Raw genomic sequence first — 19286 nt, 5'->3', positions numbered from 1 at the left:
CTATGAACAGCATGATGGCACAGCCCCTGCGGGTGGCTGTTGCGGGTGTGTCGCACGGACATGCCGCGTTTATATTGGGCCGCCCGGATAAAGGGGATATGCAGATAGTAGGCATCTATGAGCCGGATGTGGCAGTCGCCAAATTGAGAGCCCGGCAATACCATTTGCCTGAAAATCTTTTTTATACCGACCTGGAAAAAATGCTGGATGCGGTTAAACCCACCGTTGTGCTAGCCTTCGGTGCTATTAAAGCCCATCGCGAGGTGGTGGAAGCTGCCGCGCCCCGGCATATTCATGTAATGGTGGAAAAGCCCCTGGCAACAACGGTGGCGGATGCTGTATACATGGATTCGCTGGCCCGCCGCTACCAGGTGCAGCTGCTTACCGACTATGAAACCAGTTGGTATCCTACGGTAGCTAAAACGTTTCAGTTACTGGAAGATAGCAGCTACGCCGGAAAGGTTAGGAAAGTTGCTATCAATGATGGGCATAAAGGTCCTAAAGAGATTGGCTGTGGCCCGGAGTTCCTGGCCTGGCTTACCGACCCGGTACTCAACGGCGGCGGCGCGCTGATGGACTTCGGTTGTTACGGCGCCAATCTAATGACGCAAATGGTTAAAAATCGTTTGCCCATTTCCGTTACTGCTGTGGCCCGTCACTTTAAACCACAGGTATATCCGAAGGTAGAAGATGATGCCTCCATCCTGGTAGATTATGGTGATGTGCAATGTACTATTCAGGCCTCCTGGAATTGGACTTTTAACCGGAAAGACATGGAAGTGTATGGCGACAAAGCCTACCTGATTGCGGCGGATAAGAATACGCTTATACAGCGCGACAGTGAACGTAGGCCGGCGATGGTGCGCCATATTACCGCAGCTGATGTGCCCGTATACGAAGATCCTTTCAATTATCTAATTGACGTTTTAAATGGGAAAATAAAAATGCCCGCTTATGGCTTATATGCTCCTGCCAACAACGTGATTGTGGTGCGTATACTGGATGCTGCAAGAGAATCCGTTCGTACCGGTAAAACGGTTTATTTTTAGTGATAATGACGGCCCTGCCCTGCCGGTGGTATTTATCAGCAATGATGAGATACCCGGCAGGGTAGCCTCTGTTTTTGTTGCCCACTGCATTCCCATTACCCCCCATACCCTTTACCTTGGCATAAATATTATTTCCACTTATATGAAATTATTTGCCACTCAGGACGATTACTGAATATTAATAAACCCCTGCGTATTTTTTTATTCCTGCGATCTTTTTAGCCGGAAGAAATCGTAACTTAACTATCCGCGTAACCGGGATAGGCATTAACGTTATTTCATGTTATATGAAAAGAAGTATTATGAGATATAACGGCTTTAATATAAGTATCCTTAGCATAGGCATTGCTTTTTTTAGTATAAAGGTCCAGGCGCAACAAACCTCTTCTTTTAATGACACCTGGCAGTTACTAAACCGCTTTATAGACACCGCGTTGATCCCTATGAAAACTGGTAGTACCAGTCTTGCATTTTCCCTTAAAGCAGAAATAGATCACGGAAATATTGTAAAAGTGGATTGTTCTACCAATCTTGCCAGCACGCTGAAGCCCCGCTTTAACCGGTTGCCGGAACTGGATATTAAGTGGAATAAAATTACCGGAAAGAGTGGGAAATATTATATAGTGATACCCGTTTATTTTATTGTGGAGCACACTACAGGTAAGATACAGCTCAATTCAAAAACAGAATTTACCAATGGGTTTTATTTTGATGATGGCGATCTGTTCGATAACAAGTCGTTGAACAATTATTATTTCCTGAAACCCATTTATCTACAACGTTATTTCTGATGCAGCAATTTTGATAGCCCACAGAACGTTCATTTATCTACAACGATATTGAGGGAGAAGTAATGGCATGTTGCTGCCGGAATTGAGAAGGCGTAACACCCTCAAACCGTTTAAAGAACTTCGTAAAGTTGGAATTGTCGAAGGTCAGTTTCTCTGCTATATCCCTGATGGTAAGGGAAGATTGTAACAGCAGTTTCCTGGCTTCTTCCATGAGCCGGATTTCAAAGAAATAACAAGGCGAATGGCCGCTGTGCAGTTTAATAGTGTTGCTCAGGTGTACCGGATGAATATGTAGCAGTGCTGCAAAATCTTTGATATGGTACATTTGGTCTACTGCACCATTCATTATTTGTTGGATATGTTCATCTACAGCAGCAATAAAGGTTGCTGTGATTTCAGCTTTCCTGGTTTGATACTTTTGAGGAAGTACGGGCATAGTAATCTATAAATGAACAATAAAAGTACGAAATATTCGAGTGGGGGCTTTTAATAATATTTTTTCCCTGTTTTTTCCTGAAACAGGAAAATTTTCCCGTTATATGTCTGGCAGCAACTATAAAAGCAGCAGTCATACACTGCTGCTTTTATAGTTATATGGATAATTGCTGGCTATTTGGCCTGATCACGCAATGCTTTTATCTTATCATGCGCACGTTTCAGCGTAATTTGCTGCTGACTGATCAGCTCATGTATAAAAGCCGGGAGACCTTGTTGCTCCAGTGCTGATTTGTAAGCTTTCTGCGTAGCATCCTCGCCTGCTTCGCAATTGGCTAAAACAGTATGGCGGTCGTGACCAGTGAATACCGCTTTTACATCCATCCAGGCACGGTAAATTTTACCGCTGGTGGTACTACCTGTTTCCATGGTGCCGCCAGCAGCCTGTACTTCGTTGCCCAGTGCATTCCTGAATTGATGGCTTTCTGCAATCATATCTGTAAACAATGCTTTCAGGTCGGCATCTGTGCCCTGTGTTTCTTTCAAGGCTTTCTCATAGCCGGTAATGCGGTCATTATTAATCGCTATCAGATCGTTGAGGATCTCGTTGGCGGCCTTTGCTGTTATTGTTTCCATGGTTAAAATTTTAAAGTGTACCTGCAAGTGCCATAAAATATGCCAATAGCACCAGGTATAGGAGCGCAGCAGTAGGGCTTATGGAGTGGTGGCCGGAAACCGGCTGCCGGCTAACAGGATAATGTTGCTGCTGGTGGAAAAACGGCCCCTATTGGTGTAGAAGCCTTTAGGCATTCTGTGGCAGCACTTCAACCAATACAACTGGGGTGGCTGTGATCTGGTATACGGCAGTTGCTTCATATCTGGAGGCTACTACGATTTGTATGCCATTGGCATGTTGATCAAAGAGTGCTTGTACCAGCGAGGGGTTGTTATTATCTTTGGAAAGATGCGCCAGTAATAGATGGCTCATGAAAGAGGGGCGGTAGTTCGTGAAGATTTCCAGTGCCTGTTGATTAGATAAATGCCCTTTGCCGCCACGGATACGCTTTTTCAGAAAGTAAGGGTATCTACCTTGTTCCAGCAGGTCATCATCATAGTTGGCTTCCAGAAAAGCGGCATGGCATTGTTGAAAATGGCGGATCACATGTTCGCAGGGCGCGCCAATATCAGTGAAAATGCCAATGGTAACAGCATTGCCGGTTACAATAAAGCTATGCGGCTCGGCGGCATCGTGGTGTTTAGGAAAGGCGGTTATCGTTAGTGTGCCTACTGATACGGGTTCATAAGGAGTAAAAGACATTACCTGCCGGTCGTCTAATGTAAGCCCACCATGAACCAGCGTAGGCTGGGTGATGTATACCGGTAACTGGTATTTTTTTGCCAGTACTGTTATACCCCGTATATGATCGGTATGCTCATGAGAGATGAAGATCGCTTTTACTTTACTCATGCTGAGTCCTAACTGCAACAGCCGCTTTTCCGTTTCCCGGCAGGAAATACCCGCGTCTATCAGCACTGCTTCCCGGTCGTTACCAATGTAATAACAATTACCGTTGCTCCCCGAATTCAATGATGTAATAAATAGCGACATCCGCCAAAGTTAACAGGTTTTTTCAGATGTGATTTCTTTTGATTTTTTTGATCAGGGAATGAAGCACGGAAATGGCGCATGTTTAGCGGTAATTGAAGAGGGATTTGTTGTGCAACCAGGGTTCAAATAATTTTTTTGATTATGTTTATACCATATAGGGTGATTGCCAGGCGCTGTAAGTTTTCCTTATCTTTACCCCGGCATGAATGCATTTCCATTTATAAAACTGTCCACACTCACCGGAAAGATACAGCAGGCGCTCCAAAGTGTATTTGCTGAACAAACGTATTGGGTAGTGGCAGATGTTACCAACCATTCTTTTTATCAGCAAAAAGGGTATCACTACTTCGACCTGGTGGAAAAAGAAGAACATGCAGGGGGGATTGTGGCCAAAGTGGCGACAGTAGCCTGGGGAAATGGGGCCATCCGGATAAAGGAGTTTGAATACGTAACCGGGCAGCCTTTTAAAAATGATATTCATGTACTGGTAAAAGTAGCGGTAGGCTACCACCAGATACATGGATTGCAGATAACGTTGCTGGACATAGATACTAGTTTTACCATTGGCATGCTGGAGCAGCAAAAACAGCAAACGTTGGTGCGGCTTACCACTGAATGTGCGGATTATATCCGTAAGTTGGGTAACCGGTATATTACCCGTAACAATCAGTTACCGTTGCGTGCAGTGATACAAAGGCTGGCAGTGATCACTTCGGGTAATTCGGCAGGGTACCAGGACTTCCGCCATACGCTTGATCATAATCATTTTGGCTATACCTTCAAGATAGATAATTATTTTACGGTAGTGCAGGGCGAAGCAAAAGCAGAGCTGCTGGTGCAGCGCCTGGTGGATGTTTATAATAGCGCCGTGCCTTACGATGCGGTGGTCATTATCCGCGGTGGTGGTGCACAAACAGATTTCCTCATTTTCGATACTTTTGTATTGGGCAGGGCAGTGGCCCGGTTTCCTATTCCAGTGATCACAGGTATCGGGCATCAGAAAAATGAAACGATTGCTGATATGATGGCGCATACCGCCACCAAAACGCCCACCAAAGCAGCGGAGTTGATTATTGCGCACAACCGGGCTTTTGAAGAAAAGGTGCAGGGGCTGCAACAGTATATTTTGATCCGGTCTCAGCAAATATTTTCAGCACATTTCCAGTCACTGTCTTATTTACATCGCGTTATTATCCATACTACCCGCGGACTATTGTCTGCGCATCAGGAAGCATTACATCTTCAACGTAATACAGTATTACATACTTCGAGGTCGGTACTGCTGCACCGCCACCGGGAATTATTGTCATTATCCAATGCGGTGTTGGCCCGCCCCAGGATTGTGGTAGCCAACCGCCTGAATGATATGCATAACCTCGTGGGGAGGTTCCGCTCTTTCGGCCGGATGTTCGTACAAAGCAAGCGTGGGCAGGTAGCGCATTATGAGGCCTTATTTAAGATGATGGACCCGGCTGTAATGTTAAAACGTGGCTTTGCCCTGGTATACTACGAAGGAAAGATCATTAGCAGCGCCGCTGCGCTGCAGCCCGGTGATCAGGTGCAGGTGGTGTTGAAAGATGCATCCCTGGAAACTATTATTACAGAAAAAAACAATACATATGAGCGAGCAACTGACATATGAAGCTGCTTATAGCGAATTACAACTGATCGCAGCGGAAATAGAAAATGAAGCGGTATCTGTAGATCTATTGGCAGATAAAGTAAAGCGTGCAGCTGTGTTGATCGAATTTTGCCAGCAGAAATTGCGGGCTACAGAAACGGAGGTTAACAACATCATTAAACAGATGGAAGGCCATAAAGGTGCCTGATGGTAATAGATATGTTAGGCCTTGGAAAGAGATACGGATCAGGGTAAGCAGGGATTCTCGTGATTACTGAATATCTTTACAGTGCTTCCGGAGGAGAAATGGAGAACAGTATAAAAAGAAAAATTATTCATATTGATATGGATGCGTTTTATGCATCTGTGGAGCAGCGCGATAATCCGGTTTATCGTGGTAAAGCTATTGCGGTGGGTGGTTCGCCGGAGGGCCGTGGTGGCGTGGTAGCCACGGCTAGCTACGAAGCGCGTAAGTTCGGGGTACGTTCTGCAATGTCTTCTAAAAGAGCGCAGCAGCTGTGCCCGGAGCTGATTTTTATCCGTCCCCGTTTTGATGCCTACAAAGAGGCTTCCCGGCATATCCGGGAGATATTTTCCCGCTATACAGATCTTATTGAGCCATTATCGCTTGATGAAGCTTACCTGGATGTTACCCACGATAAACAAAACATTGGTTCTGCCATTGAAATAGCCGGATTGATCAAACAGGCTATCCGTGATGAGCTGCGATTAACGGCATCAGCCGGGGTTTCTGTTAATAAATTTGTGGCTAAAATAGCTTCCGACCTCAATAAACCAGATGGTCTTACTTTTATCGGACCTTCTTCGGTAGCATCATTTATGGAGCAGTTGCCAGTAGAAAAATTTCATGGAGTGGGTAAAGTAACAGCCGATAAAATGAAGCGAATGGGGCTTTTTACCGGTGCCGATCTGAAAAAACTATCTGAACAAGAGCTGAAAAATCATTTTGGCAAAGTAGGTAGCTTTTATTACCGGATTGTGCGTGGAATAGACGACCGCGAGGTACAGCCCCATCGGGAAACCAAGTCTTTAGGCGCAGAGGATACTTTCCCGCACGACCTTACTGATATTTCGGCAATGGAGGCCGAATTGATGAAGATCGGGCAAACTGTATACAACCGGTTACAGCGTTATCAGCTCAAAGGCCGTACGATAACGCTTAAGATAAAATACAGTGATTTCAGGCAGATTACCCGGAATCAGTCATTCCCATTTCCTGTAGGTGATTATGATACGATTGTAAATACTGCCAAGAAATTACTGGCTGCCACCGGGCCGGAAGATAAGCGTATACGCTTACTGGGCATTACCCTGTCTAATTTCAATGAGGCGCCCGGGCAGCAGGAAAGGCCCCTGATACCCGGACAATTATCGTTGTTTGACGAGGATATTTGAGCAAAAACGGGTAACTACTCCACCTGTCCATTGTTGGAAATGGTATTTGTGGGCATAAAAACCTGCTATGTGGGCAAAGCTCCGCCGATCCCCATTGCAAGGGAGTATTGTTCAAGCAATATAAATATGTTACAAAATTCTTACTGTGAAGAAATAGTCAGGTTGTACGACTATAATGTTTGCTACTACAGTAAAGCATTTTGTTGGCCGAAGATTTTTTCGGGTCCGGTGGTTTAGGAGCTTATGAAAGGGCAGTTAAGCTTCCGCTTTGCGGCGCCAGAATTCAGGTAGGTCCAACTCTGCTTCAATTTCTTCACTTCTTTCCCGCATAATATTAGAAAGGTTTGTGTGAAGGTCGGGATGTTCTTCCCAAAATTGAACGGGTACGTCCAGTACATTTTTTAACAGGTCTCCAGGATACATGCCGGCTGTTACCAATACGTCATGTTGTAAAAATTCTAAGGCCAATGGCACCAGGTAGGTTGGATTAAAAGATTGTCCTATTAACACCCGCAGTTCACTCGCGGATAATTTTACTACCGGTACTTTTACTAAGGCAAGACATTTTTGAACAATTCCTGAATCCTCTGCTGTGGCTGGTCCCCAACTCTTATTCTCCAACTGCTCTAAAGATTTATATCTCCAGATATCTTTCTTATTCATAAAGTGTGTCTCTATTTCTTGCTGATAAATTAAATGACTTATGAAGATGATTTCAACGCGCAATCCTTCTTTTGATGGTGATCATCTAACAGATCCTGCGGAGTATTGCAGGTGATGCAGTAGCCGGTTTGACCGGCGGCGATAAGAAATCAGGATCAACAAGTATAAATATAGGTAATATTGTTGATGCACAAACAAAAAATTCCATCTTTAACATTTCATGTGCAAATTCTTTTTAAAACAAATGCGCCTGCAAGATACAACTAAAAAGTCCTCCGGCCACAACCAGAGGACTTTTCGTATAATCTTTCAGGTTAGTTAGGCCGCCTTTTCCTGATATTTAGGCAATACCAACAGGCTTACCACGCTGTGGGCAGCGCCGGAGAGAACAAGGGCAATTACAATCAACAAAGCAGCTTTGCCAGGGGTGTTAAATACGTTGATTACACCGGCTTCTTCTTTACCAGCAAATAATAGGGCAATCAGAAAGGCCAATGCCCCTGTAATCCAAAGGGTAATATGCGACCACAGGTACTTTTGTTTTTGAAAACCTTTTTTACCAAAGGAAGTAAACAATAAAAAAACATGTGCCAGAAAAAACAGGGCGGCCAAAACAGTCAGGGTAATGAGCATTGCGGTTAATTTAGGTGACGGTAAAATAGTACCTAAATATAAAAAAAAATTCATATATACAATAGCCCCGGTCCGATATGGTAATTATCTGCTGGCTATAACCCTGTGAGTCAGCGGATTAGGATGCTCTTTTCAATAATAGTAACGCATATTTATTTAATGACTGGGAATAAGCCAATAACCAGCCTGTTTTTTATACTTTTACGTGCTGGGCGCTATACCGGATACCCTGCGTTGGCCCGGATAAGGGAAATGTGCTCGGCAATGAGGTGCAGCCGGTAATAATACTTTTCAAAAATATCATCATACATGCGATGCCGGTTTTCCAGAAAAGCATTCAGCGCTTCATAAATAAACTCCTCAAAAGTACTCTGCTCACTTACCTTGATCACGCATTCAAACACCGGTTCCATACTGGTCGCAAACTTGGTCCTTACCTGTATGTCTTCCAAAGAGGTGATCATGTCTTTATAAAGGTTAGGCGCTTTGGCAAAAGGTACATAATGGATGGCGGTAAAGCCGTCTTCATCATATACGTACTTATCCACTTCTTCTCCCAGTAAAAATTGTACTACTTCTCGGTTGTTGTTATGCCTGGTAGCCAGTAGCAACGGGGTATCCTGACTGGCCAGCACAAAGTTGAAATCGATATTGTGCTCAATCAGAATGAGCAGTATATCCGTAATCGCTGAGAGCCGGTGATGCTTAAAGATGTATGCAATAGCAAATAAGTAATCTGGGTTGTCTATTTGCAAACTAGCCCCTTTTTTCAAGGCATATTGCACTGCCATGGGCTTGTTAGCGCCTACTGCACAAAAAATGATGGGAATAATTCCTTCTTTTTTATAATGTATGTCTGCTCCGCCTTCTTCTATCAACAACTCTGCTGCTTCAAAAAATATTTCCTGGTATTCGAGTAAATCGCAAAGCAATTCAGACCGTTCTTCCCGGGTAAAGTATACAAGATTATATCCAAGATAGGTGATAATTTCATCCGGGTCTTGGCTGGTTCTCAGTTTGCGCTTTAAGTCGTACAGAGAAATTTTGTGCATATGCCTTTCATGGTATAATAATATCTGCTGGGAGAGAACCATTCCATCGGATGAAAACGCAGTTGCAGGGATGAGCATCCACCTGGTTGCTGTGGCAAAGTTTTCAAAGATAATAAATATTAATAATACACTACAGGCTTATTCTGATAATACAGCTGAGAAAGGCGCTTATGTTCGTCACAATTTTCCTGTTACTTTAATCGATTTACCTGCTAAAAATCCCTCAAAGCATGTTGACACTTGAAACAACGGGCTGTGCGCCCCCGGCCGAGTAAAGCGGCCCCTTTGCAGGATACCCAGCTGAACAACAATTACCCTTGCTATTATGGTACGATATTAGCTCTTTCTTATACGTAAAATCTTACCATATGAAAAGGTTTTTTGTATTCAGATCCATTCCATTCCTGTTGTTGGGACTTACTATTTCTGTTGCTCTTTTCGCACAAGACACCAAAGCACAGAAGAAAGCGGAAAGAACCGCCCAGATCAAATCCTTGGTAGAATCGCAGCACTACATATTCATCGCCCAGAACGCATTTCCCATGAATGGGCGCATGCGCAGTATCACCCCCGATTATGATGTAATCGTTACTAAAGATTCGGTGGTAAGCTATCTGCCTTTCTTTGGCCGCGCTTATACCGCCGATTATGGCATCACTAAATCGCCGCTGGATTATAAAACCAAGTCTTTCACGTATAATATTAGTCCGGGTAAAAAAGATGGTTGGACGGTGACCATTAAACCTAAAGACATTAAATCCGTACAAAGTATGACCCTTCTGATCTCCAGTGAAGGGAACACAACAGTGCAGGTAACGAGCAACGACCGTTCGCCGATTAGTTTTAGTGGTTATATCACTGAAAGAAAGGTGAAAGAAAAGAAGCAGTAAATAATTTATCTACGGGGCTGACTAAAGACAAAGTGAAATATCGGCTGTGGTGGCCACTTGTATAATGGTAGAATTGGGTGACCATCAGCAGCAGTTGATGGCCGTTAAAAGTGAAGTTCGCATACTGCAAGGATAGTGTTAAATTAGTATAGCATAAATTTTTTGTAATGATGGATAAGAATACACAAATCACTGCCTTATTCCTGGACATCGGCGGTGTATTGCTGACAAACGGATGGGACAGGGCAGCCCGCAAACTGGCGATAGCAACGTTTGGACTGGATGTTTTAGAAACAGAAGAACGCCATCATCTTACTTTTGATACTTACGAAGAAGGGAAGCTCACGCTTGATGAGTACCTCGACCGCGTAGTATTTTATGAAAAGCGAACATTCTCAAGGGCACAGTTCCGTGATTTCATGTATGCCCAGTCAGCTCCCTATCCGGAAATGCTGGAGTTGGTTGCCCAACTGAAAGCCAAGTACAAGCTAAAAATCGCTATTGTAAATAATGAAGGCCGGGAATTGAACGAATACCGTATTCAACACTTTAACCTCAGTAGTTTCGTCGATTTTTATATTTCTTCCTGCTTTGTGCATTTCCGCAAGCCGGACGCGGATATCTATCGGATCGCATTGGATATTGCCCAAGTGAAGCCTTCCCAGGTAGTGTACCTGGAAGACCGGTCCATGTTTGTTGATATTGCCAATGGGTTGGGTATTAATGGTATCTGCCATGCGAGTTATGCGGATACGGTTGAAAAGCTGGCCCGGTTTAATTTGAAAGGGTGATGACTATGACTACACTTTTTTCAGCATCAATCAAATTATTTAAGTTAACAGCTCAATTGAAAAGTTATAAGGTCACACCAAATACCAATCCAGCAACCGATTGCAGGCTATTGCCTTGGTGATCAGGAGAGGGGCATAGGGGCATTTACGTTATCAACAGCTAACCATTCATCACATCCATGTTAGTTTATTATGGTAATATACATCCATCTGCGAAGTATGGGTATCAGTATCCATCTGTTTCGCTGGGGCTAGCCGGTTTTGTATCCCTGTAATATTGTTATGAGGCATATTCCTTCTTCGTTTAGCTAACATGGTTACCCGGTGTATATTTTATTTTTTTGTTTTTCCCCCACAACCCGAAATTAAGGAAATTGTGTTCTATGCGCGCGCTCCAGAATCAAGGCAGTCAAAGAGCGCGAAAGGATGATGCCCCAAGGCCGTCTTACCGTTGGTGTAATTTTTTAATCTTTGCTTCCATTTATTTATAATTAATTTCTATTTTGTCGCTTGATTCAAATTTAGCACAGTTCTACGTTTAGCGATAGTTGAGACTTTTAATTTCATTAACAATTGAGGTTGCCTATATAAAAACTAATGTAGTAGACGTGTTGCTAAATGCTTTTAGCAATCCATGTAAACTTTCTAAAAAATCCAGATTTATGCTTAGATGGAACAAGTTCCGTCCAAAGTTGAAACAGTTTCCTGTGTATGACCGGAGAACTTTGGTATTGATTTTAAGTATTGGCAGTTGTCAGCAGATGATGGCCCAGAGTAAATTACCTTTAACAGATTTATCTGCCTTTCAGCAGCCATCTGCTAACTGGCGTATAGCCGGTAACGTGAAAGCCGACCTGCAACAGGTAAATGCGTTGGAAACCGGCGTAGGCAGTGGTATCCTGGTAAATGTGGTAGATAAGAAGATTCATAGTCAGGATCTTATCAGCACCTTGCAACACGGCGACCTGGATCTGGAGCTGGATTATATGATGGCCAAAGGCGCTAATTCCGGTATTTATTTACAGGGAAGATATGAGGTTCAGCTGCTCGACAGTTGGGGTATTACCGCCCCTCGCGCTTCAGATAATGGGGGTATTTATGAACGCTGGAACGATAGTAAGCCAGAAGGCCAGCAAGGATACGATGGTCATGCGCCCCGCCAGAATGTAAGCCGCGCACCCGGTTTATGGCAACATATGAAAATTGCTTTCCAGGCGCCCCGTTTCGACGCCGCTGGCCATAAAATAGCCGATGCCGTTATACTGAAACTGGAACTGAATGGTGTGGCGATCCAGGAAAATGTAGTGCTCTCCGGACCTACCCGCGGCGCTATTCAAAATAATGAAGTGGCCTCCGGACCGCTCCGTTTACAAGGCGATCATGGAGCCGTTGCTTTCAGGAACATCGTTGTCAACAACTATACTGCACCCAGGCCTGCCCTGCAAGCAGTAAAGTATAGCATCTATAAAGGTGCCCTCAACAAAGAACCCGACTTTAATACCCTGAAGCCCATCGCTTCCGGTACCTCCGCTCAACTTACTTCTAATCTGAACGGCTTGCCGGACAATGATTTCCTGGTACGTTATAATGCCGTGCTCTCTGTAAAGGTAGCCGGTAATTATCGCTTTAACCTGCATACTTCCGGTGGCCCAGGTATATTAAAAATCAACCAACAAACCGTGACCACTCCCCGTGGATGGGATGGTAGCGGCACTATTGCCCTGCAACCCGGCGAATATCCGGTAGAGGTGCTGTATGGCAAAAACACCGACTGGGCCAAGGCGTCTATCGCTTTGTCTGTAAGTGAAGCGAATATCCGTGAATTTGTACTGAGCGATGCCAATGTACCAGTAGATGATCCTACTGATCCTATTCTGGTGACAGCTAATGAAAACACGGTACTGCGCAGCTTTATGGATGTGCGTGGCGGTAAAAGGGTAGTGCATGCCGTATCTGTAGGCAGTCCTGCTAAAGTACATTATACCTACGATCTGGATAACGCTCTGCCCATCCAGGTATGGCGTGGCGAATTTCTGAACACCACTCCTATGTGGCACGACCGTGGCGATGGTTCTTCCCGTCCTATGGGTACTGTACAGGTGCTCACCAATCAGCCTGCCCTGGCTATCGGAAAGCTAGCTAACAAAGAAGCTACCTGGACTAACGATACCACCGGCACCGGTTACCGCCCTAATGGATATTCACTGGACGAAAACGGAAAACCCAGCTTCCGCTTTCATATTTATGGCACAGCTGTAACAGATGATATCAGCGTACTGCCAGAAAATCAAGGTATCCACCGCACTATTAAGGTAGAACAACCTGCTGCCGATCTGTATCTGCGTATAGCCGTAGGCGATAGTATCGAACAGGTGTCTCCCGGTTTATATATGATCGGCGATAAATCTTATTATGTGAAGATGGACGATGTGAAAACCAGTCCTATTATCCGCAACCAGAACGGCCGTGCAGAACTGATTGTGCCCGTACAGGCGCAGACAGGTTATGCGGTAATCTTCTAAGCAGCAATACTAATGACTATTATGAAACTGAACTATAAAAGAATAACAGCAGGAATAGCCGCGGGTATGTTCCTGATGACATTTGCCATCACTCCGGTAAAGGCACAGGAATCTCCCAAGGAAGAAGACTTTTTCCGCATTGCACGTATCAGCTCACCAGAAGGAACCCTGCTCGAAGTAGGTGGCCTATGCACCCTCCCTAACGGCGACCTGGGTGTGGCTACCCGCCGGGGAGATATCTTCATCGTAGAAAATCCTACCAGCAAACAACCTTACTTCAGAAAAGTGGCCTCCGGACTGCATGAAGTACTCGGACTGGCCTATAAGAATGGGTCGCTTTACTGCACACAGCGCGGGGAGCTGACCAAAATGACCGATACCAATATGGACGGTAAAATGGACCTGTTCGAAACGGTATATTCCTGGCCATTATCCGGTCATTATCATGAGTATAGCTTTGGTCCTGTATTAGCCGCTGATGGTTCCTTCTTTGTTTCCGCCAACGTAGCTTTTGGCGACGAAGAATGGTGGCGTGGCGAAAGCCGCGTGCCCTGGAGAGGATGGATGATGCACATCACTGAAGACGGTAAAATGGAACCCTGGGCTACTGGCTTCCGCTCTCCATGCGGACTCGGTACTATCGATGGGGAACTGTTCTATACCGATAACCAGGGCGACTGGATGGGCTCCGGTGGCTTAACCCACGTGCCAAAAGGCGCCTTTGTAGGACATCCCGCAGGTTTACGCTGGACCGGCGAGCCTAATTCACCAGTAAAGCTGACTACCGAAGCGCTCTATAGTAAAGTAGATCCCCGTTTCCGCAGAGATGCCAACGGCCGTGCCATTAAGCCGGAAAATGTGGAAAATGAGCAATTTGTAACCCTGTTCGACATGAAGAAATACTTCCCGGAAGTACAGTTGCCAGCAGTATGGCTGCCACATGGTGTTTTGGGAGTATCCAATTCGCAGCTGACCACCATCCCGGAAGGGGCTTTCGGCCCTTTTGAAAAACAGGTGCTCATCGGCGATCAAGGCCAAAGTAAGATCATGAGGGTATATCTCGAAAAAGTGAACGGCGAATACCAGGGTGCTGCCTGGGACTTCAGAAGCGGTTTCCAGTCTGGCGTATTGCGCCTGGCCTGGGCTAAAGATGGTTCTCTCTTTGTTGGAGAAACCAACCGCGGATGGGGCTCTGCCGGCGATGCCAACCAGGGTCTGCAAAGACTGGTTTGGAACAACCGTGTTCCATTTGAAATGAGAACGGTGAATGCTATGCCAGATGGTTTTGAAATTACGTTTACTTTACCGGTAGATAAAAAATCTGCAGAAGACCTTGCCTCCTATAGCGTAGAAAGCTTTACTTACAAATATCACCCAGTATATGGCAGCCCTACTGTTAACACAGAAAAGCTCACCATTAAAGGTGTAAAGGTTTCTCCGGATGGTATGAAAGTACGTTTGGTGATTGATGGTTTGCGTAAGTATTACATCCATCAACTTACTTTGAATGGCATACGCACTGAAGAAAATGCTTATTCTCTGGTACACCCGGATGTATATTACACCCTCAATAATATTCCGGATGGCGCCAAACTGCCGGTAGCAGAGCTGAGCACTAAAAATTCTGCTGCAAAACCCACTACCGTTGTGAAAACAGCGCCGGTGAAACCTGTTGTTGCAACGCCTAAAACTCCCGTTGCCAAAGTAATCACCTACGAAGAAGTAAAGCCATTATTAAATAAATACACTTGCTCTTCTTGTCATAATCCCGACAAGAAACAAGTAGGTCCTGGCTTCCGTGAGGTGGCAAAAAGGAATTATTCAGTAGCGAAAATATTGTCGCTGATTAAAAATCCTCAGCCGGAAAACTGGCCTGGTTATGCTACTCCTATGCCTCCATTATCTCAGGTACCGGAAGCAGATGCAGTAAAGATTGCTACCTGGATTAACTCGTTGAAATAGTTTTGTAAATAATAAAATAGGGTGTATCAAAAGTATGATACACCCTATTTTTATTTAGGTACCTGATGGCAATCGTAATAGCCTTGTGCTACCCAGCCTGCTTTACCTGATAGTGCCATGGTTAACATCAACAACAGGTGGGAGTTGTTTTAGCAGGTGATGAAGATGCCTTAAAATGGCAGAAATTTTTCCGGAAGAGGCGGTGAACTTTTTTGCGTTGGTCCTGTTAACTTATGTATCACTATGAAAAACACTTATAGCAGTGCTTTCCCTGTTTTTATTGTTTTTCCCATGAAGTTATTGCTAAAATAAGGTTACTTAAGATACGGTTGATAAACAGGCACAACATCTTGTAATGGTTCGAGATGTGCAAGGGCGGGCCCTTGAGCGATGTAGCGCCCGCCCTTTTTATTTATTTCAGGTAAGACTGAACATGAACCCGATACCGTAAATATTCCGTATACTGATGTGATCATTGCCCCGGAAGTATTTGCGGAAGCGGGATACGAAAACATCCAGACTTCTCCCCACAAAATAATCATTAGCTCCCCATACCTGATGGAGTATATCCTCCCTGCGGATTACTTTATTGCTATTCTGATAAAAATGCAGGAGCAGATCACTTTCCAATGGGGTAAGGATCGTTTCCGTGCCATTAGAGGACACTAGTTTCAATGAATCTTTTAAGAAGCGCATATCCCCCAGTTCTATTGCATTGCCGGTAGCCTGGTTACCTATTGCGTGAGGGCGGGTCTGGTTCCTTTTCAGGATATTCCGGATACGCAATACCAGTTCGTCTACATCAAAAGGTTTTACGATATAGTCGTCTGCTCCTATTTTGAGGCCATATAGTTTGTCTTTTTTTTCACCTCTTGCTGTTAGGAAGAGGAAAGGGAGGCCTGGCTGGATTTTTACTAGCTGTTGAGCCAGTTGAAAGCCATCCATTTCAGGCAGGTTGATGTCCAATAACACAATATTCCAGGCTTGTGGGGTAGCAGCAAAAGCTTCTAAAGCGGATTGCCCACTTTGCTGCCAGTCAACAGCAAAGTCCATCAGTTCCAGGTATTGCTTCACAACATTACCTAGGTCTGTTTCGTCTTCTACCAGTAGAATGTGATGTTTCATGGTATTATATTTTGAAAGGTATGGTGATAATAAAAGTACTGCCATTGCCTGGTTCACTGTTTACACGGATCTTCCAGCTATGTGCATCTACGCATTGCTTCACATAATATAGTCCCAGGCCCAGCCCTTTGGTAGGCTTGGATAGCCGCGGTTGATGCCGGTAGAATTTTTCGAAGATATGGAGTAGGGCATAAGGGCTCATGCCTATGCCATTGTCTTGTACAATCAGTTCCAGTTGGTCTTTCTGTAGTTGTGTGGTAATGGAAATTTTTTTTGCCGCCTGGTCATTATACTTTACTGCATTGTCTAACAGGTTTTGCAGCAAGGTGGTAAAGTGAAAAGTGTCCATATCAATAAGAGCCGCTGTGGAGCTGGGATGGAAACTGAAGTTAACAGTGGTGTTTGCATTATTCAGACTATATACGTTGAGTATTTCTGCAATGAGCTCATTCAGGTCTGCAGGCACTGTGTTTAGTTCCAGCTTTTCGCTGGCAGCAATATTGATCACCCTTTCTACTAATAGTTTCAGGCGTTCCGCCTGCCGGGAGATGATATCAGATAGCGTGGTGATGCTTTGTTTGTTGTCTAACGTTTTTTCGTTGCGCAGGTTTTTATTAGCAATAATTATAGCGGTGATCGGAGTATTGAACTCATGGGTGATATTATTAATGAAATCGGATTTCATATCCGACAGATGTTTTTGTCTGATCCATTTATACAGGGTGATGCTGATCAGTATGATCACGGCTAACAGGGTAAGGATACCTTGGAGGATGGTATATTTCATCTGATACAGTACCTGGGTGATGCGGTTATAAGGATCAGCATAAAATGAGAAGGAAAGCGAATAGGAGTAAGGTAAAGGGGAGCTGGCTACGAGGGAAGACGCAGCATTGTTTTCCCGCAGCTGATGCAGGTTGCCACAAATATATAATCCCATATCCTGCTGCCTGCTGCCGGGAATGAGTGGGTATTTCTTGAACCGGTTATATACATTGACGAACTGGTTGTCTGCAAATTTTATATCGAGGCGATGGATACAGAGGGCATAGAGGAGAGAGTCTTTGATACCATTTTTTGCTTTAATGGCTTTGAGCATACTGTCGGTGTTCTCATGGCGCACCAATTCCAGAATGATGCGGTTCACCAGGTGTTGTGCTGCTGTATCAAAGTGATGGTGATTGGTTTTATAGAGATTTTCCAGGTAGGCATACTGTGGAACAATGATGCTGTCTATTAGGGGTTGTCCGCCAGGGAATAACTTATCATTGGCAACGGCCAGGTTATAAGATTCTCCTATGCGGCCTCTTTCCACATAATTGAAACGGCTGTCGAGCAGTTGGTAAGTATTATAAACCAGAAAGAACTGCACTACTGCTAACGCCAGTATACAGATCACAGCTGTTAATATATACAGCTTAATAGAATGCCTCATGTCCTGCTGATTGATATTTGGTTGATCCTTTCTTCGAATAGTTAGTAACAGTTGCCCCTATTGTTAACGCTTTTATGCTCCGTTAACAATCTATTTAATATTGTTTAAGATTAAATTAATGTATGTTGGCTACTTTTACCCGTAAGATAGCATATTTTTTAAAATAGAAAATCGATTTAGCATTTTTAATCAGCGTAGGATATGAATAGATTTTTGAGAGATGGCATTATGGCAGGCACTTGTCTTATTTCCTTATCGGCAGCAGGCAGTTCTCTGCAGCAGGACAGTTTGGGCATACCGGAACCACCTTTAACCTGGAAAGAGCATTGGTTTGAACATGCACAGCTAATGCACCGCACTTTTTACAATCAGTCAATAGCGGTGTATTATGATCCGGAAACGGCCGATGCTATTACCTGGCCCAATAGCATGCTTACACAGGTATGGGATTATACTCAAAAGATTTATGGCGTATTTGGAGATGGCCGTTTGTATGTATTGCTGCATACCGACAAGTATGCCGGCGGTCATCCGGCTACATATTTCGATCAGAGCCACGACAATCGCAATGTAATAGACGTAGGACATATAGGCGATTGGGAAAGCAGTACCGGCTGGAATCTTGATGCCAGCGTACATGAGATCGGGCACATTGTAGAAGGAGCTGCCAGGGGCGTGCATCGTTCACCGGCTTTTCCACTTTGGCACGACAGTAAGTGGATGGAAATTTACCAGTACGATGTTTACCATTCTCTGGGTTGGGAAGCAGAAGCCAACCGTTGGCTGCAAATGCAATTGCAACAAACAGACGATTTCCCCCGCGCCGGTACCCAATGGTTTAAGAACTGGTTTTATCCTATCTATACAAAGTATGGGGAAGCTAAGGTGTTGGGTAACTTCTTCACTGTGCTGGCCGCTAATTTCCCTCGCAATGGCAATGCGTATACACGTGATATGAACTGGGGCGAATTTATTCATTTCTGGAGCGGCGCAGCAGGGGTAAATCTCAAGCAGCAAGCCACCCTGGCCTTTGGCTGGCCGGATGAATGGGAAGCGCAGTTCAAAAAGGCACAACAGGATTTTCCTGGTGTGAAGTATAAAGGACGTTAAACATTTCCTGATTATAGGGATTGTAAAAGAACTACTGTTTTATCCCAAACAGCACTTTTATTTTTCAGGGAAGATTGGGTTGTTAAGGCAAAATTTATCCTGTGGGGGCTGACCAAAAGTAATGGTCGGCCCCTTTTTATTCGGGTACCTGATAGCGACTTATTATTGTTTATGCGATTGGC

Annotated in this window: 18 protein-coding genes; 10 read left to right on the top strand and 8 right to left on the bottom strand. The window is 44.5% G+C overall.

Annotated elements, in window-relative coordinates; translation table 11 throughout:
- Positions 1–2: 2 nt before the first annotated feature.
- Both ACDQ55_RS19575 and ACDQ55_RS19570 read left to right on the top strand, forming a co-directional pair.
- A complete protein-coding gene (locus tag ACDQ55_RS19575) occupies positions 3–1049 on the top strand; it encodes a Gfo/Idh/MocA family protein (RefSeq protein WP_420983246.1) in 1047 nt (348 codons plus the stop codon).
- Between the two features lie 287 nt (positions 1050–1336).
- Positions 1337–1840 carry a hypothetical protein gene (locus tag ACDQ55_RS19570; protein ID WP_420983244.1) on the top strand — a complete coding sequence of 168 codons (504 nt, stop codon included), beginning with the start codon at positions 1337–1339 and terminating at the stop codon, positions 1838–1840.
- A gap of 37 nt (positions 1841–1877) precedes the next feature.
- On the opposite strand, the gene ACDQ55_RS19565 is transcribed toward ACDQ55_RS19570, so the two are convergent.
- The 3 genes from ACDQ55_RS19565 to ACDQ55_RS19555 all read right to left on the bottom strand — a co-directional run bounded on the left by ACDQ55_RS19565 (position 1878) and on the right by ACDQ55_RS19555 (position 3884).
- Positions 1878–2276 (bottom strand): helix-turn-helix domain-containing protein, encoded by a 399-nt coding sequence (locus ACDQ55_RS19565; RefSeq protein WP_420983243.1) that lies wholly within the window; start codon positions 2274–2276, stop codon positions 1878–1880.
- Between the two features lie 173 nt (positions 2277–2449).
- Positions 2450–2911 carry a PA2169 family four-helix-bundle protein gene (locus ACDQ55_RS19560; RefSeq protein WP_420983241.1) on the bottom strand — a complete coding sequence of 154 codons (462 nt, stop codon included), beginning with the start codon at positions 2909–2911 and terminating at the stop codon, positions 2450–2452.
- A gap of 166 nt (positions 2912–3077) precedes the next feature.
- A complete protein-coding gene (locus ACDQ55_RS19555) occupies positions 3078–3884 on the bottom strand; it encodes an MBL fold metallo-hydrolase (RefSeq protein ID WP_420983239.1) in 807 nt (268 codons plus the stop codon).
- A gap of 202 nt (positions 3885–4086) precedes the next feature.
- On the opposite strand from ACDQ55_RS19555, the gene xseA reads away from it, so the two are divergent.
- The 3 genes from xseA (at position 4087) to dinB (ending at position 6921) form a co-directional block, all read left to right on the top strand.
- Complete coding sequence (gene xseA, locus ACDQ55_RS19550) at positions 4087–5526, top strand: exodeoxyribonuclease VII large subunit (protein ID WP_420983238.1); 1440 nt, start codon at positions 4087–4089, stop codon at positions 5524–5526.
- A complete protein-coding gene (gene xseB / locus ACDQ55_RS19545) occupies positions 5504–5713 on the top strand; it encodes an exodeoxyribonuclease VII small subunit (RefSeq protein WP_420983237.1) in 210 nt (69 codons plus the stop codon). Before xseA ends, xseB begins: the two co-directional genes overlap by 23 nt.
- A gap of 98 nt (positions 5714–5811) precedes the next feature.
- Entirely contained in the window at positions 5812–6921 is a 1110-nt protein-coding gene (gene dinB / locus ACDQ55_RS19540; protein WP_420983316.1) for a DNA polymerase IV, read from the top strand.
- 255 nt (positions 6922–7176) lie between these two features.
- Here the strand turns inward: dinB and ACDQ55_RS19535 are convergent, their stop codons facing one another.
- From ACDQ55_RS19535 to ACDQ55_RS19525, 3 genes are all read right to left on the bottom strand, one after another.
- The gene (locus ACDQ55_RS19535; RefSeq protein ID WP_420983235.1) at positions 7177–7584 is read right to left on the bottom strand and encodes a contact-dependent growth inhibition system immunity protein; all 408 of its coding nucleotides are present in this window, start codon (positions 7582–7584) and stop codon (positions 7177–7179) included.
- A gap of 318 nt (positions 7585–7902) precedes the next feature.
- Positions 7903–8217 (bottom strand): hypothetical protein, encoded by a 315-nt coding sequence (locus ACDQ55_RS19530; protein ID WP_420983233.1) that lies wholly within the window; start codon positions 8215–8217, stop codon positions 7903–7905.
- A 215-nt stretch (positions 8218–8432) separates the two neighbouring features.
- Positions 8433–9269: an ankyrin repeat domain-containing protein gene (locus tag ACDQ55_RS19525; protein ID WP_420983232.1), complete on the bottom strand. Its 837-nt coding sequence runs from the start codon at positions 9267–9269 to the stop codon at positions 8433–8435.
- Between the two features lie 368 nt (positions 9270–9637).
- Between ACDQ55_RS19525 and ACDQ55_RS19520 the strand changes: the two genes are divergently transcribed.
- From ACDQ55_RS19520 to ACDQ55_RS19505, 4 genes are all read left to right on the top strand, one after another.
- A complete protein-coding gene (locus ACDQ55_RS19520) occupies positions 9638–10159 on the top strand; it encodes a DUF4251 domain-containing protein (protein WP_420983230.1) in 522 nt (173 codons plus the stop codon).
- 167 nt (positions 10160–10326) lie between these two features.
- A complete protein-coding gene (locus ACDQ55_RS19515; protein ID WP_420983229.1) occupies positions 10327–10950 on the top strand; it encodes an HAD family hydrolase in 624 nt (207 codons plus the stop codon).
- 662 nt (positions 10951–11612) lie between these two features.
- On the top strand, positions 11613–13472 hold the full coding sequence (locus ACDQ55_RS19510) for a 3-keto-disaccharide hydrolase (RefSeq protein ID WP_420983227.1): 1860 nt from the start codon (positions 11613–11615) through the stop codon (positions 13470–13472).
- A gap of 21 nt (positions 13473–13493) precedes the next feature.
- Entirely contained in the window at positions 13494–15434 is a 1941-nt protein-coding gene (locus ACDQ55_RS19505) for a hypothetical protein (RefSeq protein ID WP_420983225.1), read from the top strand.
- A 417-nt stretch (positions 15435–15851) separates the two neighbouring features.
- Here ACDQ55_RS19505 and ACDQ55_RS19500 read toward each other — a convergent pair whose 3' ends face one another.
- Both ACDQ55_RS19500 and ACDQ55_RS19495 read right to left on the bottom strand, forming a co-directional pair.
- A complete protein-coding gene (locus tag ACDQ55_RS19500; RefSeq protein ID WP_420983223.1) occupies positions 15852–16559 on the bottom strand; it encodes a response regulator transcription factor in 708 nt (235 codons plus the stop codon).
- A gap of 4 nt (positions 16560–16563) precedes the next feature.
- On the bottom strand, positions 16564–17994 hold the full coding sequence (locus ACDQ55_RS19495; RefSeq protein ID WP_420983221.1) for a sensor histidine kinase: 1431 nt from the start codon (positions 17992–17994) through the stop codon (positions 16564–16566).
- Between the two features lie 201 nt (positions 17995–18195).
- On the opposite strand from ACDQ55_RS19495, the gene ACDQ55_RS19490 reads away from it, so the two are divergent.
- Positions 18196–19104, top strand: a complete 909-nt coding sequence (locus tag ACDQ55_RS19490; RefSeq protein ID WP_420983220.1) for a hypothetical protein — start codon at positions 18196–18198, stop codon at positions 19102–19104.
- Positions 19105–19286: the final 182 nt, after the last annotated feature.

This window comes from Chitinophaga sp. 30R24 (genome assembly GCF_049056765.1).
Taxonomy (GTDB): domain Bacteria; phylum Bacteroidota; class Bacteroidia; order Chitinophagales; family Chitinophagaceae; genus Chitinophaga.
The sequence above is the reverse complement of the archived record's forward strand: the minus strand, read 5'-3'. Positions and strand labels throughout refer to the sequence as shown.

Coding starts and splice junctions, on each gene's coding strand:
- ACDQ55_RS19575 (WP_420983246.1), top strand. CDS start 3: ATGAACAGCATGATGGCACAGCCCCTGCGGGTGGCTGTTGCGGGTGTG.
- ACDQ55_RS19570 (WP_420983244.1), top strand. CDS start 1,337: ATGAAAAGAAGTATTATGAGATATAACGGCTTTAATATAAGTATCCTT.
- ACDQ55_RS19565 (WP_420983243.1), bottom strand. CDS start 2,276: ATGCCCGTACTTCCTCAAAAGTATCAAACCAGGAAAGCTGAAATCACA.
- ACDQ55_RS19560 (WP_420983241.1), bottom strand. CDS start 2,911: ATGGAAACAATAACAGCAAAGGCCGCCAACGAGATCCTCAACGATCTG.
- ACDQ55_RS19555 (WP_420983239.1), bottom strand. CDS start 3,884: ATGTCGCTATTTATTACATCATTGAATTCGGGGAGCAACGGTAATTGT.
- xseA (WP_420983238.1), top strand. CDS start 4,087: ATGAATGCATTTCCATTTATAAAACTGTCCACACTCACCGGAAAGATA.
- xseB (WP_420983237.1), top strand. CDS start 5,504: ATGAGCGAGCAACTGACATATGAAGCTGCTTATAGCGAATTACAACTG.
- dinB (WP_420983316.1), top strand. CDS start 5,812: ATGGAGAACAGTATAAAAAGAAAAATTATTCATATTGATATGGATGCG.
- ACDQ55_RS19535 (WP_420983235.1), bottom strand. CDS start 7,584: ATGAATAAGAAAGATATCTGGAGATATAAATCTTTAGAGCAGTTGGAG.
- ACDQ55_RS19530 (WP_420983233.1), bottom strand. CDS start 8,217: ATGCTCATTACCCTGACTGTTTTGGCCGCCCTGTTTTTTCTGGCACAT.
- ACDQ55_RS19525 (WP_420983232.1), bottom strand. CDS start 9,269: ATGCACAAAATTTCTCTGTACGACTTAAAGCGCAAACTGAGAACCAGC.
- ACDQ55_RS19520 (WP_420983230.1), top strand. CDS start 9,638: ATGAAAAGGTTTTTTGTATTCAGATCCATTCCATTCCTGTTGTTGGGA.
- ACDQ55_RS19515 (WP_420983229.1), top strand. CDS start 10,327: ATGATGGATAAGAATACACAAATCACTGCCTTATTCCTGGACATCGGC.
- ACDQ55_RS19510 (WP_420983227.1), top strand. CDS start 11,613: ATGCTTAGATGGAACAAGTTCCGTCCAAAGTTGAAACAGTTTCCTGTG.
- ACDQ55_RS19505 (WP_420983225.1), top strand. CDS start 13,494: ATGAAACTGAACTATAAAAGAATAACAGCAGGAATAGCCGCGGGTATG.
- ACDQ55_RS19500 (WP_420983223.1), bottom strand. CDS start 16,559: ATGAAACATCACATTCTACTGGTAGAAGACGAAACAGACCTAGGTAAT.
- ACDQ55_RS19495 (WP_420983221.1), bottom strand. CDS start 17,994: ATGAGGCATTCTATTAAGCTGTATATATTAACAGCTGTGATCTGTATA.
- ACDQ55_RS19490 (WP_420983220.1), top strand. CDS start 18,196: ATGAATAGATTTTTGAGAGATGGCATTATGGCAGGCACTTGTCTTATT.